Genomic DNA, 15,748 nt, shown 5'->3' on the forward strand with positions numbered 1-15,748 from the left:
CTACCGCGCGAGCGCCGGCTTGCGGGCGGGGATGGTCATCGCCGCCACGCCGGCGACGACGAAGGCCATGCCGAACCAGGCTGTCGGGCCGAGGCTCTCGCCAAGGAAGAGCGCGCCGATGCCGACGCCGATCGGCACGCGCAGATAGGCTTGCGAGGTGGTGCCGACCGAGCCCAGCGTGTGGATGAGACGGAAAAAGATCGAGAAGGCGAGCGCGGTCGAAAATACCGAAAGTCCAAGCAGCGCAAGGATTGAGGCCGTCGACGGCGAGAGCGTCCAAGGCCGGTCGAAAACAAGGCTCAGCGGGATGAGGATTGCCGCGCCGCAAATCATCGAGCCGGCCGCCGGCACCATGGGGTCGAGCCCCCTGAAGTTGCGCCCGAAAATAGCGGCGCCCGCGTAGCTAACGGTGGCAGCGATGACGGCGAGCTGCGCCCAGAGCTGATGGCCAAGACCGCCCAGCGCCTGGGTGCCGACAATGAGGCATATGCCCGCGATGCCCGCCCCGACGCCGAACAGTTTGCGCATGGTCACAGGCTCATGGCGGGTGATGAGCGCGGTCAACAGGAAGGTGAAGATCGGCGACGTCGCGTTGAGGATGATGGCAAGGCCGGCGTCGATGGTGCGCTCGGCGGCGGCAATCAGCGTGAACGGCACGACGCTGTTCATGCAGGCCTGAAACATGAACCGGCGCCAGCTTGCCGCATCCCTCGGCATGGCAAGGCCGCGCCAGTGGAGGAGCGCGAGCAGGATGCCGCCGGCGATCAGGGTCCGTCCAGCGATGAAGGTCACCGGGGGAATCGTCTCGACGCCGACCTTGATGAAGGAATAGGACGCGCCCCACAGAACGGCCAGCACGCCGAGCAGGGCCAGTTCCGTCGTCATGTTGATCTTTTCTGGCATAGCTTGTCCGCGCCTTCGGAAACTTCGATTGGATCCGCTTTTAGCCGATGACAAACGAAAATGCTTCGATGTGGACGCAACCATAGCCGCCGGCGGCACGGCCGGTATGGTCCAGTTCGATGCGATGGCTGCAGCAGCGGACACAGAATCGTCACCAGGGCCGTCACGACGATTTTTCGGGTAGGCAAAGTGGCGGCAAATCGCTAGACCCGCCTGCGGCCGGCGTGGCAGAAAGCCGGTGGGTTCATGGCGGAGATATTGATGCCGGACTATGACGTGCTTTGCATCGGGAATGCCATCGTCGACATCATCGCCCAGTGCGACGAGGCATTCCTGGAGACGAACGGCATCATCAAGGGCGCGATGAACCTCATCGACACCCACCGCGCCGAACTGCTCTACAGCCGCATGGGCCCGGCGATCGAAGCCTCCGGCGGCAGCGCCGGCAACACGGCGGCGGGCGTCGCCTCCTTCGGCGGACGCGCCGCATTCTTCGGCAAGGTCTCGAACGACCCGCTCGGCGAGATCTATGCCCATGACATCCACGCGCAGGGCGTCGCCTTCGACACAAGGCCGCTTCAGGGCGAACCGCCGACGGCGCGCTCGATGATCTTCGTCACGCCCGACGGCGAGCGCTCGATGAACACCTATCTCGGCGCCTGCGTCGAGCTCGGCCCGGAGGATGTCGAGGCGGACAAGGCTTCGGGTGCGGCGGTCACCTATTTCGAGGGCTATCTGTGGGACCCGCCGCGCGCCAAGGAAGCGATAAGGCAGACGGCGAAACTGGCGCATGCGGCGGGGCGTGAAGTGTCGATGACGCTGTCGGACTCGTTCTGCGTCGACCGCTACCGCGACGAGTTCCTCGACCTGATGCGCTCGGGCACGGTCGACATCGTCTTTGCCAACAGCCACGAGATCAAATCGCTCTACCAGACCGCCTCCTTCGACGAGGCGCTGGCCCAGATTCGCAAGGACTGCAAGATCGCCGCCGTCACCCGCTCGGAAAAGGGATCGGTGATCGTGCGCGGCGACGAAACCGTCACCATCCAGGCGACGAAGATCCGCGAGCTGGTCGACACCACCGGCGCCGGCGACCTCTATGCCGCCGGTTTCCTCTACGGCTACACGCAAGGCCGCAGCCTGAAGGCGTGCGGCGATCTCGGCTCGCTGGCGGCCGGGCTGGTCATCCAGCAGATCGGACCAAGGCCGCGCCAGAATTTGCGCAAAGAGGCCGAGCAGGCGGGGCTGATTTAGCGATTTCCATCTCCCCGCAAGGGCAGGGCAATCGTATCGAGTTCTTACGAAGATGGACCCCCACCCTAACCCTCCCCACAAGGGGGAGGGAACGCTGCCGCGTGCCTCTGCTTCCTCTTTGGCGCCGAAAGGCTGGCGATTTGCTGAGGTCAACGCCAACGGAAGTTCCTCCCCCTTGTGGGGAGGGGTTAGGGGTGGGGGTCCATCGTAGAGCGAAAGCCTCGACCTTCTACCTGCGATAGCCCTGCCCTTGACGGGATGTCGCCGCGCAACAGCGGCGGCTTTTTGCCTTCGCACCACGAAGCGCAACAATTGAAACACTTCGGTCGAGTTTCGGCATTCATCCGAAACAGGCGGCAGCGAAAAACCGCGCCATGGAGCGAACCCCGACGGGACGGCTCCGCGGCCGAGGCCGCTAACCAACTGAAGGATCAGGAAGATGTTTACTCCCGTAGCAGTCGACGCTTTCAGCGGCGTCGATCCCCGTGCGTTGACGCCGACGCAGCACGAAAAACTCTACACCGGCGCGATGGCTCGCGCGCGTCAGGAAAGATCGGCCGTGCCCGCCAAAGGCATGGCGCGCCTGACATCGATGTTCAGCATCGGACGTCGCCTGCCCGGCATCGTCCTGCTGCTGGCGACGATCATCGGGGCGATGGCCGTCACCAACGGCGCCCAGGCCGAAGGAAACAAGTTCAAGGTGAAACAGGGTATTTCACAGGCGGTGACGCAGAATTCGGCAATGCCGCAAACGCGCCTCGCCCGTCGCAGCGAAACCCTCCGGCCGACAGACAAACTGCCGTCCCTTGGCGACAAGATCCGCCCCAGGATAAATGCGAAAATCGACTGCGCCGTGACTGGCTGCAAGGCCAAGCCGCCGATCCTCAAGCATAGGCCCAAGCTGCATTGCAAGGTGTTCGGATGCAACCCCGGCAAGGACCATGACGGCCACCACGGCAATCACCATGGCCATCACAAGCACGGCTCCTGGTTCTGGGGCGGCGTGACGATCGTCGCTTCCGATCACGGCGGCTGCGGCTATGAATTCTGGAAATGGAAGACGACCGGCTGGCGCTACTGGCGGCACGCCTATCAGAGCTGCCGCGGCTGGCAATGAGCTATCCCATCACCATGTACTTGGCCTTCCCCTCGCACGCGGGGAAGGTTTTTTGCGCGATGCAAACGTCGCTCAAGCCCCTGCGGTATAAGCCGCGATGGCCGCCATATTCACGATGTCCGAGTCCTTGGCGTTGAGCGAGACGATCTGCACCGGCTTGTTCAGGCCGACCAGCAGCGGGCCGATGACGGTGGAGCCGCCGAGTTCCTGCAGCATCTTGGTCGAGATGGAGGCCGAGTGGAAGGCCGGCATGATCAGCACATTGGCCGGGCCGGTGAGCCTGATGAACGGATATTGCGCCATGGCGCGGGCATTGAGCGCCACGTCGGCGGCCATCTCGCCATCATATTCGAAATCGACGCGCCTTTTGTCGAGGATGCGCACCGCTTCCTGGACGCGCTCGGAGCGCTCTCCCTGCGGATGGCCGAAGGTCGAATAGGCGAGCATGGCGAGCCTCGGCTCGTAGCCCATGCGGCGGGCGAAGCCGGCGGCCTCCTCGGCGATGTCGGCGATCTGCTCGGCATTCGGCATGTCGTGCACGGCGGTATCGGCGACGATCACGGTGCGGCCACGCGCCAGCACGATCGAGGCGCCGATGACACGGTGGCCAGGCTTGGCGTCGATGACGCGGCGGATATCGTCGAGCGCGGTCGAATAGTTGCGGGTGACGCCGGTGACGATGCCGTCGGCGTCGCCCAGCGCCACCATGCAGGCGGCGAAATGGTTGCGGTCATTGTTAATCAGGCGCTGGCAGTCGCGGAACAGGAAGCCCTTGCGCTGCATGCGCTCGTAGAGATAGTCGGTGTAGACGCCGTTGCGGCGCGACAGCCTGGCGTTGATGATCTCGATGCCCTGCTTGTTGAGCTCGATGCCGGCATGCCTGGCGTTCTCCTTGATGACGTCGTCTCGGCCGAGCAGGATGGCGGTGCCGAGCCGCTGGTTCACATAGGAGACGGCGGCGCGCATCACCTGCTCCTCCTCACCCTCGGCGAAGACGATGCGCTTGGGCTGGCGGCGGACGCGGTCGTAGATGCGCTGCAGCGTGGACGCAATGGGATCGCGGCGGGCCGATAGTTCCTGCGCATAGCGGTCGAGATCGAGGATCGGCTTGCGGGCGACGCCGCTGTCCATCGCCGCCTTGGCCACTGCCATCGGGATGGCCGCGATCAGGCGCGGGTCGAACGGCACCGGGATGATGTAGCTGGGGCCGAATTTCGGCCGGTTGCCCTGATAGGCGGCGGCGACGTCGTCGGGCACGTCCTGGCGCGCCAGCTCGGCGAGCGCCCTGGCGGCTGCGATCTTCATGTCGTCATTGATGGTGGTGGCGCGTACATCCAGCGCGCCGCGGAAGATGTAGGGGAAACCCAGCACATTGTTGACCTGGTTCGGATAGTCCGAACGGCCGGTGGCCATGATGGCGTCGGTGCGGATCTTGGCCACCTCCTCCGGTGTGATCTCCGGATCGGGATTGGCCATGGCGAAGATGATCGGGTTCCTGGCCATCGACTGCACCATTTTGGTGGTCAACGCACCCTTGGCGGAGAGGCCGAGGAAGACATCGGCGCCGTCGAGCGCCTCGGCCAGCGAGCGGGCCTCGGTCTTGACCGCATGCGCCGACTTCCACTGGTTCATGCCTTCGGTGCGGCCCTGGAAGACGACGCCCTTGGTGTCGCACAGGACGATGTTTTCGGGCGAAAAACCCATCGCCTTCATCAGTTCGATGCAGGCGATGCCGGCCGCACCGGCGCCATTGCAGACCATCTTGGTGGTCTTCATGTCGCGGCCGGTGATCTCCAGCGCGTTGATCAGGCCAGCGGCCGAGATGATGGCGGTGCCATGCTGGTCGTCGTGGAAGACCGGAATATCCATCAATTCGCGCAGGCGCTGCTCGATGATGAAGCATTCCGGCGCCTTGATGTCCTCGAGGTTGATGCCGCCGAAGGAAGGGCCGAGATAGCGCACGCAATTGATGAATTCGTCGGCATCCTCGGTATCGACCTCGAGATCGATGGAATCGACATCGGCGAAGCGCTTGAACAGCACCGCCTTGCCTTCCATGACCGGCTTGGAGGCCAGCGCGCCAAGGTTGCCGAGGCCGAGGATGGCCGTGCCGTTGGAGATGACGGCGACCATGTTGCCGCGCGTCGTATAGTCGAAAGCGCGGCTTGGGTCTTCGGCAATGGCAAGTACGGGCACCGCGACGCCCGGTGAATAGGCAAGGCTCAGATCGCGCTGCGTCGCCATCGGCTTGGTGGCGACGATCTCCAGCTTGCCCGGGCGGCCCATGGCGTGGAACTCCAGCGCCTCCTGGGCGCTGACGGAGGGGCCGTTGTTTTCGGTTTTCCTGGCCATGATGCTTTTTGATTTCCTCGCCGGTACAGCACCGCTTGAGACGGGTGCTTTTTTGTGGAGTTCCGAATTAAGGCCACACGCCGCCGCTGTAAACCGCCAAGCGATGGGGAATCGTGGTTGAGCGCGTCTCTGGTCAGGCCCGATCAGACGAGGAGGCCAGCGTGGCAAGCTCGCGCGCGTGGTCACGCACCGGGGCCCACCGCATCAGCGCGGAGGTCGGGGGAAATGGCCATTGCGAAAGCGGTGGCGCGTCGCTGCCCATGCGCCGCAGCAGCGCCGACAGATAGGCCATCAGCTCCAGCCGCTGCGCGCGCACCTTTTCAAGAGTACGGGCACGGATCTCCTCGCGCGGTATCCGATGGTCGCGCAGCGTCTCGACAGCCTTCCTGATCGCCGCGGGCTCCGGTTCGGCGATCAGGCAATAGTCCGGATCGAAATAGACGTCGCGACCGCCGAGGCTCGGCGTCGAGACGATCGGCAGCCCGGCCATCAGATATTCCATGCTGGAATACATCGCGCCTTCCGCCGCCGACAGGCAGAGCCCGACCGCGGCCTGGTTGTAGACGCGATTGACTTCCGCCTGCGACAGGCTTGCGGTCATGCCATCGACGATCGGATTGGCGATGCGATGGAGCGGCGACTGCGCTTGCAGGCGGCGGATGAAGGCGCGGGCGCCGGAGGGCGGCAGTTCGCCGATCGACGTGGCGATGTGAACCAGCCTTTCGACATCGAAGGCCAGGTAATGCCGCTTGGTGTGGGATATGCGGCCGGTGTAGACGGCGTCGAACTCGACCGGTACGTCCGGCAGCGGCCGGAACACGTCGTCCGATATCATCAGATTGTGATTGGAAAAGATCGCGGTGCCGCCAACCGCGGCGATCAGGCGGCGCTCCTCCTCGGTGTTGCAGAGGAAGATGACCTCGTGATCGGGGCAAAGCCTGGCATACCAGGCGAGATCCCGGCCGATCTGCTCGACGACGGCCGGCCGCTCCAAAGTCCAGCTCGGCATCAGCAGGAATGCCGCGCGCCGCGCCGCCAGGCGCCGGCCGATGGCGGCAACGGAGTAAAACGGGCGCGGCCCGCCGACCGGCGTATACAAGACCAGCGGATCGCGGCTGACCACGTGCACGGAAACCTGGATGCCGCTGTCGAGGTCGGACAGCGGACCACGGGACGGAAGAATGAAGGGAAACCGCTTTCGCGCCGAGAGCCTGAGCTTGTCCGCGGTTCGGTTGGCGCGGCGCGCCGCCCTGAGCAGCACGCGCTGCAGCGGCGACCCGACGGGACCGATCATCTCCTCGAATGTCTCGTGCCTGTCCTTGTCCACTGTGCCCCGCCCAAGCTCCGATCCCTCAGTATTCGCGATTTGGATTTCAGGCAACGTGGCGAGCCCGACGCCCCTTTCCCCTGCTTTTCGAGTTGCCGGCATTAAACCCGGCAGTCACATCTGCTAGCGTGCCGGCATGAACATGCACATGCCAACCGAGCCCGACGCCCCCGAGGCGACGACGCCCGCGCCCGTGACGGGCGGCGCCGTCACGCCGATGATGGAGCAGTATATCGAGATCAAGGCGGCGAACCCGGATTCGCTGCTGTTCTACCGCATGGGCGATTTCTACGAGCTGTTCTTCGACGACGCCGAAAAGGCAAGCCGGGCGCTGGGCATCGTGCTGACCAAGCGCGGCAAGCACCAGGGCCACGACATTCCGATGTGCGGCGTGCCGGTGCATGCGGCCGACGACTATCTGCAGAAGCTGATCGGCCAAGGGTTCCGCGTCGCCGTCTGCGAGCAGATCGAGGATCCGGCGGAAGCGAAGAAACGCGGCGGCAAATCGGTGGTGCGCCGTGACGTGGTGCGGCTGGTGACGCCCGGCACCATCACCGAGGACAAATTGCTGGCGCCCTCGGAATCGAGCTTCCTGATGGCGCTGGGACGGGTGAAGGGCGGAGCGGAGCACTCCTTCGCGCTTGCCTGGATCGAGATCTCGACCGGCAGCTTTCACGTCGCCGAGACCACCGCCGACCGGCTGCTCGCCGATGTCTTCCGTGTCGACCCGCGTGAGTTGATCGTCGCCGAGCCGGTGTTTTATGACCCGGAGCTGAAACCGGTGTTCGACGTGCTTGGCCGCGTCGCCAATCCGCAGCCGCCCTCGCTGTTCGATTCGGCCTCGGCGGCAGGGCGCATCGCCCGCTTCTTCGAGGTGGCGACGCCGGACAGTTTCGGTACGTTTTCGCGCGCCGAGCTGTCGGCGATCTCGGGCGCGATCGCCTATGTCGAGAAGACGCAGAAGGCCGAGCGGCCACCATTGTCGCGGCCCGAACGCGAGGAGCAGGGCTCGACGCTGTTCATCGACCCGGCGACGCGCGCCAATCTGGAGCTGCTGCGCACCTTGTCCGGCAGCCGCGAAGGCTCGCTGTTCAAGGCGATCGACCGCACGGTGACCGGTGGCGGGGCGCGGCTGCTCGCCGACCGGCTGATGGCGCCGCTGACCGATCCGGCGGCGATCGGCGCCAGGCTGGACTCGGTGTCGTTCTTCCGCTCCGAGACGCGGCTCTGCCAGGCGGTGCGGGCGAGCCTGAAGAGCGTCGCCGACATGCCGCGCGCGCTGTCCAGGCTGGCGCTCAACCGTGGCGGCCCACGCGATCTTGGCGCGCTGCGCGCCGGCTTCGAGGCGGCGGGCGCGATTGCCGAACTGTTTGCCGCTGCCGCCCCACCGGAAGAATTGGCGGCGGCACTCGCGGCGATCGAAGCGCTGCCTAAACCGCTGGCCAGCCATCTGACGCAGGCGCTGGGCGAGGAATTGCCGCTGCTGAAGCGCGACGGCGGCTTCATCCGCTCCGGCTATCACGGCGAGCTCGACGAGATGCGGGCGCTGCGCGACGAGTCGCGCAAGGTGATTGCCGGGCTGGAGCGCTCGCTGATCGAGGAGACCGGCATCCGCTCGCTGAAAATCCGGCACAACAACGTGCTGGGCTACTACATCGAGGTGACGGCCAACCACCATTCGATCATGACCGGCAGCGACGGGGCGAAGGCGCGCTTCATCCATCGCCAGACCATGGCCAATGCCATGCGCTTCACCACGACGGAACTGGCCGAACTGGAATCGAAGATCGCCAATGCCGCCGACCGGGCGCTGAGCATCGAGCTTGCCGCCTTCGACCGGCTGACGGCTGAAGCCGTCGGCGAGGCGGATAAAATCCGCGCCGGCGCCGAAGCGCTTGCCGTGCTCGACGTCTCGGCAGCGCTCGCCCTGCTCTCGGAAAGCGAAGCCTGGTGCCGGCCGGTGGTCGATGCAAGCCTTGCCTTCGAGATTTCGGGCGGGCGCCATCCCGTGGTCGAGCAGGCGCTGCGCCGTTCGGGTGAAGGCCCGTTCGTCGCCAATGATTGCGACCTGTCGCCGGAAGGAGGGGCAAAGAATGGCGCGATCTGGCTGCTGACCGGTCCGAATATGGGCGGCAAGTCGACCTTTCTCAGGCAGAACGCGCTGATCGCCATCCTTGCCCAGACCGGCTCCTTCGTGCCTGCGACATCAGCCCATATCGGCGTCGTCGACCGGCTGTTCTCGCGTGTCGGCGCTTCCGACGACCTGGCGCGCGGCCGCTCGACCTTCATGGTCGAGATGGTCGAGACGGCGGCCATCCTCAACCAGGCCGGCGAGCGCGCGCTGGTCATCCTCGACGAGATCGGCCGCGGCACCGCCACCTTCGACGGCCTGTCGATCGCCTGGGCGGCGGTCGAATATCTGCACGAGAAGAACCGCTGCCGGGCGATCTTCGCCACCCATTTCCACGAAATGACGGCGCTAGCCGGGAAACTGCCGCGGCTGCACAACGTCACCATGCGGGTCAAGGAATGGGAGGGCGACGTCGTCTTCCTGCACGAGGTCGGCAAGGGTGCGGCCGACCGCTCCTATGGCGTGCAGGTGGCGCGGCTGGCCGGCCTGCCGGAAGCCGTGGTCGGCCGGGCCAAGGAGGTGCTGCACCAGCTCGAAGCCGGTGAAGTCTCGGGCAAGGCCAACCGGCTGGTCGACGACCTGCCGCTGTTTTCGGTGGCGATGAAGCGGGAGGCGCCGAAGCCGGCCAGGAACGATGCGCTGGGTGAGGCGTTGGGCGCGATCAATCCCGACGAGATGACGCCGCGCGAGGCATTGGAAGCGCTGTATCGGCTGAAGGGGATGGCGGGGAAACCATAGCACCATTCAGTGCCCTTGACGCTACTGTACCGATTGGTACAATGCCCCCCATCGCTTCAATCGATGGGATAATGCCATGAGCCGTCCACCGCTGCCGCCGTTCACGCTTGAGACCGCGACACAAAAGGCGCGGCTTGCCGAGGATGCCTGGAACAGCCGCGATCCGGAACGGGTTTCGCTCGCCTATACCGAGGACAGCGCGTGGCGCAATCGTGCCGAGTTCATAGCCGGCCGTGACGAGATCGTCGGTTTCCTAGCGCGCAAATGGGCACGCGAACTCGACTACCGCCTCATCAAGGAGGTGTGGACCTGGAACGAAAACCGCATCGCCGTGCGCTTTGCCTATGAATGGCACGACGACAGTGGCCACTGGTTCCGCTCCTACGGCAACGAGAACTGGGAGTTCGATGAAGCCGGGCTGATGCGTAGGCGCGTCGCCAGCATCAATGATCTGCCGATCAGCGAGAGCGATCGCAAATATTACTGGCCGCTCGGCCGCCGGCCCGATGACCATCCCGGCCTCACCGAACTCGGCCTGTAAGGACGCGCATGCGCAGGATCGCGCCCGATCGCGCCGACTTGCTCTCCATCATTGGCGAAGTTTTCCGCGAGCACGGTTATGAAGGGGCAAGCCTGGCGCTGATCGGCGCGGCGACCGGCTTAGGCAAAGGCAGCCTCTATCACTTCTTTCCCGGCGGCAAGGAAGAGATGGCGGCGGCCGTCATCGCCCATATAGATGGATGGTTCGAGGAAAATGTCTTCGTGCCGCTGCAGGACAGGGCTGACCCGCATGCTGGCATCGAACGCATGCTGGAGGCCACCGACCGCTATTTCCGCTCCGGTCGGCGGGTGTGTCTGATCGGCGCCTTCGCGCTTGACGAGTCCCGCGACCTTTTTGCCAAGGCGATCAAAAGCTATTTCGGCCGCTGGGTGGCGCATCTAGCCGAAGCGCTGACCCGCACCGGACATAGCCCGGCCAGGGCGGACGAACTGGCCGAAGAGACGGTCTGCGCCATCCAGGGCGCACTCACGCTGGGACGCGCTTTCGACGATACGGCGGTCTTTTCCCGCGCCCTGCAGCGAGCACGGGCGGCATTGGGCTAGCGCTTACAGGGGTTCGAATCGAAACGCGGTTTCGGTTCGAAAAACCCGGCCGACGCCGGGCGAATCGAGATGCGCTCCCGCGACGTAGCAGCCGTTGCCGGTTGCTATCGCCAGGATTTGCAGCCGACTTGCCCGCGCCTGTTCCTGGTCGGCATCGAACTCCCACGTGATCTCCGGTCGATCGAATTGAAGCGACGGCACATGCACGATGTCGCCCCAGATTAACAATGTTTCGCCCCCACTCATGACGCGGAAGCAGGTGTGGCCGACTTCATGGCCAGGGGTGGCGATCGTATCGATGGGCGCGCTGAGGTGCTGTCCAGCGTCGAAGGGCTGCGCCCGGCTGTGGAAACGTTCCAGCCTCGCCTCCGCCCGGAACATGTCGAACTCGGCTCGCGGGACAAGCAGGCGAGAGAGCTGCGGGAAGCCGTCCCGACCGTCGGCAAGGATGAGCCCGTGGATATGGTCGAGATGGGTGTGGGTGAAGGCAACAGTGCGTATCCGGCCGACGGCGATCTTCGCCTCGCGCAGCGCCTCGGGGAGATGCCCCATTGTCGGGTGCCAGGCGTTCGAAGCCCCTGTGTCGATCAGCGTGATTTCGTCGCCGTCGTCGATGGCAAAGGCGTTGACCGATAGCCTGAGCGCGCCGTCGACAAGCGCCACCTGCGATGGCAGGTCATCACCGAATACAATGTTTCCAGGCTGGCGCAGCCGCCTGGTTGGCATGTCGACATAACCGTCGCGCAGCGACGTGACCGTCATATCCCCGATTTTGTACGCTGTGTGATGATGCCCGGCTGAAATTCGTTCCAATGCTCACTCTCTCATCTTCCGAAAACCGGTTCCCAATTTTCGGATTCTAGATCATCTCCAAACCACGCTTGCGGGTCGGCGGCGGGAAGGCGCGGTCGAGGTCGGCGAAGTCTTCCGGGGTGAGCCTGATATCGAGCGCGGCGACGTTCTGGCGGACATGCTCCTGCCGGCTGGCCTTGGGAATGGCGATGACACCGTCCTGGCGCATCACCCAGGCAAGCGCGATTTGCGCCGGCGTGGCATCGTGGCGGGCAGCGATGGCTTCGAGCCTGGCGTTGCGCGCCAGCGTACCCTGATCGACCGGCGAATAGGCCATCAGCGGAATGCCGCGCTGCCGGCTCCAGGGCGAAAGATCGAATTCGGGGCCGCGCTGGGACAGATTGTAGAGGATCTGGTTGGTCTGGACATTGCCGCCGCCCGGCAGGCCGACCAGTTCCTCCACCTCGTGGGTATCGAAATTGCTGACGCCCCAGTGGCGGATCTTGCCGGCTTTCTCTAGGGCCTCGAATGCCTCGACTGTTTCCGCCAACGGCACGCTGCCTGGCCAATGCAGCAGATAGAGATCGATGCGGTCGGTGGCGAGGCGCTTCAGGCTGTTCTCGCAGGCGCGCGCCACGCCGGCGCGCGAGGCGTTGGACGGCAGCACCTTGGAGACCAGGAAGGTCTCGTCGCGACGCCCGGCGATGGCCAGCGCCACCACCTCCTCGGCGCCGCCACTGGCATACATTTCCGCCGTATCGATCAGCGTGACGCCAAGGTCCAGCCCGAGCTTGAGGGCGTTGACCTCATCGACACGACGACGGGCGTCCTCGCCCATCTTCCAGGTGCCCTGGCCAAGCACTGGAACGGCTTCGCCAGAGGGCAACGTGGTGGTTCTTATCGTCGACGGCATCATGTGCTCCAGTCCGGACCGGAGGCTATCATAACCAGCGGGAGAAATCCGGAAAGGACCTTCCCGGAACTCAACGTGGTGGCTACTTCACCGGATGGGCGGCGAGCCAATCCTGCATCTGCTTGATCTCGGCTTCCTGTGCCTTGATGACGGCCTCGGCCAGCTTGCGGATTTCCGGATCCTTGCCGTTGGCCAATTCGACCTTGGCCATGTCGATCGCGCCCTGATGATGCGGGATCATGCCGCGGACGAAGTCGACATCGGCATTGCCGGAATATTCGATCATCATGTCGGTATGCATCTTGTCCATCGCCGCCTTGTAACCTTCGGTCGAGGGGCTATCGGCGCCCATCGCCATCGCGCCCATGTCATGTTTCATCTCTTCGGACTGCGCCGGAACGCTTTCGAGAAACACTGCAACCAGCATCCCCGCCGCCATCAGCAACAGCACGATTTTTTTAGCCAAGCTCATCCATAATCTCCTGTCGAATGGATTCGTATTTGGGGGCTTCACTCAGAGTTTCAACGTCCTGAGCCGCAGTGCGTTGGCGATCACTGAAACCGAAGACAGGCTCATCGCCGCTGCCGCAATCATCGGCGAAAGCAGCGTGCCGGTGAGCGGATAGAGCACGCCGGCAGCGACCGGCACGCCAAGCACATTGTAGAGGAAGGCGAAAAACAGGTTCTGGCGGATGTTGCGGATCGTTGCCTGAGCGAGCGTTCGGGCCCGGACGATGCCGTTGAGATCGCCCTTGACCAGCGTGATCCCGGCGCTTTCGACCGCGACGTCAGCGCCGGTGCCCATGGCGATGCCGACATCGGCGGCGGCCAGCGCCGGTGCATCGTTGACACCATCGCCGGCCATGGCGACGCCGGCGCCTTTCGAGCGCAATTCCTCGACAAGTGTCGCCTTCTGTTCCGGCAGCAGGCCGGCGCGAACCTCGTCGATGCCGAGCTTGCCGGCGATAGCCCTGGCCGTACGCTCATTGTCGCCGGTCGCCATGATGATCCTCAAGCCCCTGTCGTGCAGCGCCTTGATTGCCTCGGCGGTCGTCGCCTTGACCGGATCAGCGACGGCGACAATGCCGGCCAGCTTTTTCCCTACGGCAACGAACATCACCGTCTTGCCGTCCGCCTGCAGCGCCGTGGCCTGTTCACCGAGCGGCGCGGTGTCGATGCCGAGATCGGCCATCATGGCCGTATTGCCGAGCGCGACCTTCTTGCCCGACACCGTGCCGGAAACGCCTTTGCCGGTGACCGCCTCGAAGTCATTGGCATCAGTGATTTTCAACCCCCGCTCGCCGGCGCCATCGACGATCGCCTCGGCCAGCGGATGCTCCGAGCCCTTCTCCAAGGAAGCGGCAAGCGCCAGCAATTCATCGTCCGGCATGCCGTCGAGGGCGACAACATCGGTCAATCGCGGCCGACCTTCGGTCAGCGTTCCGGTCTTGTCGACGATCAGCGTATCGACGGAGGCAAAACGTTCGAGCGCCGCCGCCTCCTTGATCAGAACGCCGGCATGCGCGCCGCGCCCGGTGGCGGTCATGATCGACATCGGCGTCGCCAGGCCCAGCGCGCAGGGACAGGCGATGATCAGCACCGAGACCGCCGAGACGATGGCAAAGATCAGGCTGGGCTGCGGGCCGAAGACCGCCCAGGCGATGAAGGCAATGATCGCTACCAGCACGACGGCCGGCACGAAATAGAAGGAGACGCGGTCGGCCAATCCTTGAATCGGGGCGCGCGACCGCTGCGCCTTGGCGACGAGCTCGACGATCCGGGCCAATGTGGTCTCGGCGCCGACCTTGTCGGCGCGCATGACCAGCGAGCCGTTCTTGTTGAGCGTGCCGCCGGTCAAGGCATCGCCTTCGGTTTTTTCGACCGGCAGCGGCTCGCCCGATATCATCGATTCGTCGATGGACGAGCGGCCTTCGAGCACGATGCCGTCGACCGGCACGGCATCACCGGGACGGATGCGCAGGCGGTCGCCGGCCTTGACCGCATCGAGCGGCACATCGTTTTCGGAACCGTCCTCGCCGATCCGCCGCGCCGTCTTGGGCGCCAGGTCGAGCAGCGCGCGGATCGCCGAGCCGGTTTTTTCCCGGGCGCGCAGTTCCAGCACCTGACCCAAGAATACCAGCGCCACGATGACAGCGGCAGCCTCGAAATAGACCGGTACCGTGCCGCCATGACCGCGAAACTGGTGCGGGAAGATATCCGGAAACAGCGTGGCGACGACGCTGTAGACATAGGCGGCGCCGACGCCGAGCGAAATCAGCGTCCACATGTTGGGGCTGCGGTTGAGAACCGAATCCCAGCCGCGATGAAAGAACGGGAAAGCGGCCCACAGCACCACCGGGCTGGCCAGCGCCAGTTCCACCCAGACCTTCGTCCGATCGTCGATGAAGGCTTGAAAGGTCAGTCCGAGCATCGGCGCCATGGCAATGATCAGCAATGGCACGGACAGCACCGCACTTACCCAGAAGCGCCTGGTGAAGTCGACCAGCTCCGGGTTCGGGCCTTCATCGCCGGTCGGTACGCCCATCGGCTCCAGCGCCATGCCGCAGATGGGGCAGGAGCCGGGCTTGTCGCGAACGATCTCGGGATGCATCGGGCAGGTGTACTGCGTGCCTTTCGGCATCGCCGGCGCCTGCGGCCGATCGCCAAGATATTTTGCCGGCTCCGCCTCGAATTTCGCCTGGCAGCCGGCCGAGCAGAAATAGAAGCCCTGGCCCTCGTGTCGGGAAAAGTGCTTCGCGGTGGCGCGGTCGACGCTCATGCCGCAGACGGGATCGGTGGCCGTCAGATATTTCTCCGGCTCGGCGACGAATTTCTGGCGGCAGCGCTCGCTGCAGAAATGATAGAGCTGGCCGCCATGCTCGGCCGTCGGCTTGCCGGCGGCTGGATCGACGGTCATGCCGCAGACCGGATCGCGGACGACTGCTTCCGCGGCGGATGGAGCTGCTTTCGTCGAGCAGCAGCCGCTGTGCGCGTGATGATCGTGGTCGGAATGCGTCATGCGAATTGCCTCGGTGTCTCGATACTGATGCGGAGGTAGTGCTTCCAGTAACTGGAAGGTCAAGGGCCAGTCACAATTTTTCGAGCCCGCTCCTCGCA

General features: G+C 64.6%; 12 protein-coding genes. 5 read left to right on the plus strand and 7 right to left on the minus strand.

The features are described 5' to 3' along the window. On the minus strand, nucleotides 1–903 hold the full coding sequence (locus tag AC0L2H_RS03815; protein WP_473588958.1) for a DMT family transporter: 903 nt from the start codon (nucleotides 901–903) through the stop codon (nucleotides 1–3). A gap of 261 nt (nucleotides 904–1,164) precedes the next feature. Between AC0L2H_RS03815 and AC0L2H_RS03820 the strand changes: the two genes are divergently transcribed. Both AC0L2H_RS03820 and AC0L2H_RS03825 read left to right on the plus strand, forming a co-directional pair. Then, nucleotides 1,165–2,157 (plus strand): adenosine kinase, encoded by a 993-nt coding sequence (locus AC0L2H_RS03820; protein ID WP_473589457.1) that lies wholly within the window; start codon nucleotides 1,165–1,167, stop codon nucleotides 2,155–2,157. Between the two features lie 439 nt (nucleotides 2,158–2,596). Beyond that, entirely contained in the window at nucleotides 2,597–3,274 is a 678-nt protein-coding gene (locus AC0L2H_RS03825; RefSeq protein WP_473588959.1) for a hypothetical protein, read from the plus strand. 72 nt (nucleotides 3,275–3,346) lie between these two features. Here AC0L2H_RS03825 and AC0L2H_RS03830 read toward each other — a convergent pair whose 3' ends face one another. Both AC0L2H_RS03830 and AC0L2H_RS03835 read right to left on the minus strand, forming a co-directional pair. Beyond that, the gene (locus tag AC0L2H_RS03830; RefSeq protein WP_473588960.1) at nucleotides 3,347–5,626 is read right to left on the minus strand and encodes an NADP-dependent malic enzyme; all 2,280 of its coding nucleotides are present in this window, start codon (nucleotides 5,624–5,626) and stop codon (nucleotides 3,347–3,349) included. Nucleotides 5,627–5,759: 133 nt separating this feature from the next. Further along, nucleotides 5,760–6,953: a glycosyltransferase gene (locus AC0L2H_RS03835; protein ID WP_473588961.1), complete on the minus strand. Its 1,194-nt coding sequence runs from the start codon at nucleotides 6,951–6,953 to the stop codon at nucleotides 5,760–5,762. A 136-nt stretch (nucleotides 6,954–7,089) separates the two neighbouring features. On the opposite strand from AC0L2H_RS03835, the gene mutS reads away from it, so the two are divergent. The 3 genes from mutS (at nucleotide 7,090) to AC0L2H_RS03850 (ending at nucleotide 10,926) form a co-directional block, all read left to right on the plus strand. Further along, on the plus strand, nucleotides 7,090–9,822 hold the full coding sequence (gene mutS, locus AC0L2H_RS03840; RefSeq protein WP_473588962.1) for a DNA mismatch repair protein MutS: 2,733 nt from the start codon (nucleotides 7,090–7,092) through the stop codon (nucleotides 9,820–9,822). Between the two features lie 76 nt (nucleotides 9,823–9,898). Further along, on the plus strand, nucleotides 9,899–10,363 hold the full coding sequence (locus tag AC0L2H_RS03845) for a nuclear transport factor 2 family protein (RefSeq protein ID WP_473588963.1): 465 nt from the start codon (nucleotides 9,899–9,901) through the stop codon (nucleotides 10,361–10,363). An 8-nt stretch (nucleotides 10,364–10,371) separates the two neighbouring features. After that, nucleotides 10,372–10,926, plus strand: a complete 555-nt coding sequence (locus AC0L2H_RS03850) for a TetR/AcrR family transcriptional regulator (protein WP_473588964.1) — start codon at nucleotides 10,372–10,374, stop codon at nucleotides 10,924–10,926. Between the two features lie 3 nt (nucleotides 10,927–10,929). Here AC0L2H_RS03850 and AC0L2H_RS03855 read toward each other — a convergent pair whose 3' ends face one another. The 4 genes from AC0L2H_RS03855 to AC0L2H_RS03870 all read right to left on the minus strand — a co-directional run bounded on the left by AC0L2H_RS03855 (nucleotide 10,930) and on the right by AC0L2H_RS03870 (nucleotide 15,650). Then, nucleotides 10,930–11,688 (minus strand): MBL fold metallo-hydrolase, encoded by a 759-nt coding sequence (locus tag AC0L2H_RS03855; RefSeq protein WP_473588965.1) that lies wholly within the window; start codon nucleotides 11,686–11,688, stop codon nucleotides 10,930–10,932. A 97-nt stretch (nucleotides 11,689–11,785) separates the two neighbouring features. Then, nucleotides 11,786–12,631, minus strand: coding sequence for an aldo/keto reductase (locus AC0L2H_RS03860; protein ID WP_473588966.1), 846 nt, complete (start codon nucleotides 12,629–12,631; stop codon nucleotides 11,786–11,788). 82 nt (nucleotides 12,632–12,713) lie between these two features. Then, a complete protein-coding gene (copM, locus tag AC0L2H_RS03865) occupies nucleotides 12,714–13,103 on the minus strand; it encodes a CopM family metallochaperone (protein ID WP_473588967.1) in 390 nt (129 codons plus the stop codon). A gap of 42 nt (nucleotides 13,104–13,145) precedes the next feature. Beyond that, nucleotides 13,146–15,650 carry a heavy metal translocating P-type ATPase gene (locus tag AC0L2H_RS03870; RefSeq protein WP_473588968.1) on the minus strand — a complete coding sequence of 835 codons (2,505 nt, stop codon included), beginning with the start codon at nucleotides 15,648–15,650 and terminating at the stop codon, nucleotides 13,146–13,148. Between the last annotated feature and the right edge of the window lie 98 nt (nucleotides 15,651–15,748).

It is taken from the genome of Mesorhizobium sp. WSM4871 (assembly GCF_055811295.1).

Bases quoted from the DNA above. Each gene is read 5' to 3' on its own strand.
- mutS (WP_473588962.1), top strand. From the start codon at position 7,090: ATGAACATGCACATGCCAACCGAGCCCGACGCCCCCGAGGCGACGACG.
- AC0L2H_RS03815 (WP_473588958.1), bottom strand. From the start codon at position 903: ATGCCAGAAAAGATCAACATGACGACGGAACTGGCCCTGCTCGGCGTG.
- AC0L2H_RS03855 (WP_473588965.1), bottom strand. From the start codon at position 11,688: ATGACGGTCACGTCGCTGCGCGACGGTTATGTCGACATGCCAACCAGG.
- copM (WP_473588967.1), bottom strand. From the start codon at position 13,103: ATGAGCTTGGCTAAAAAAATCGTGCTGTTGCTGATGGCGGCGGGGATG.
- AC0L2H_RS03825 (WP_473588959.1), top strand. From the start codon at position 2,597: ATGTTTACTCCCGTAGCAGTCGACGCTTTCAGCGGCGTCGATCCCCGT.
- AC0L2H_RS03870 (WP_473588968.1), bottom strand. From the start codon at position 15,650: ATGACGCATTCCGACCACGATCATCACGCGCACAGCGGCTGCTGCTCG.
- AC0L2H_RS03845 (WP_473588963.1), top strand. From the start codon at position 9,899: ATGAGCCGTCCACCGCTGCCGCCGTTCACGCTTGAGACCGCGACACAA.
- AC0L2H_RS03860 (WP_473588966.1), bottom strand. From the start codon at position 12,631: ATGCCGTCGACGATAAGAACCACCACGTTGCCCTCTGGCGAAGCCGTT.
- AC0L2H_RS03830 (WP_473588960.1), bottom strand. From the start codon at position 5,626: ATGGCCAGGAAAACCGAAAACAACGGCCCCTCCGTCAGCGCCCAGGAG.
- AC0L2H_RS03820 (WP_473589457.1), top strand. From the start codon at position 1,165: ATGCCGGACTATGACGTGCTTTGCATCGGGAATGCCATCGTCGACATC.
- AC0L2H_RS03850 (WP_473588964.1), top strand. From the start codon at position 10,372: ATGCGCAGGATCGCGCCCGATCGCGCCGACTTGCTCTCCATCATTGGC.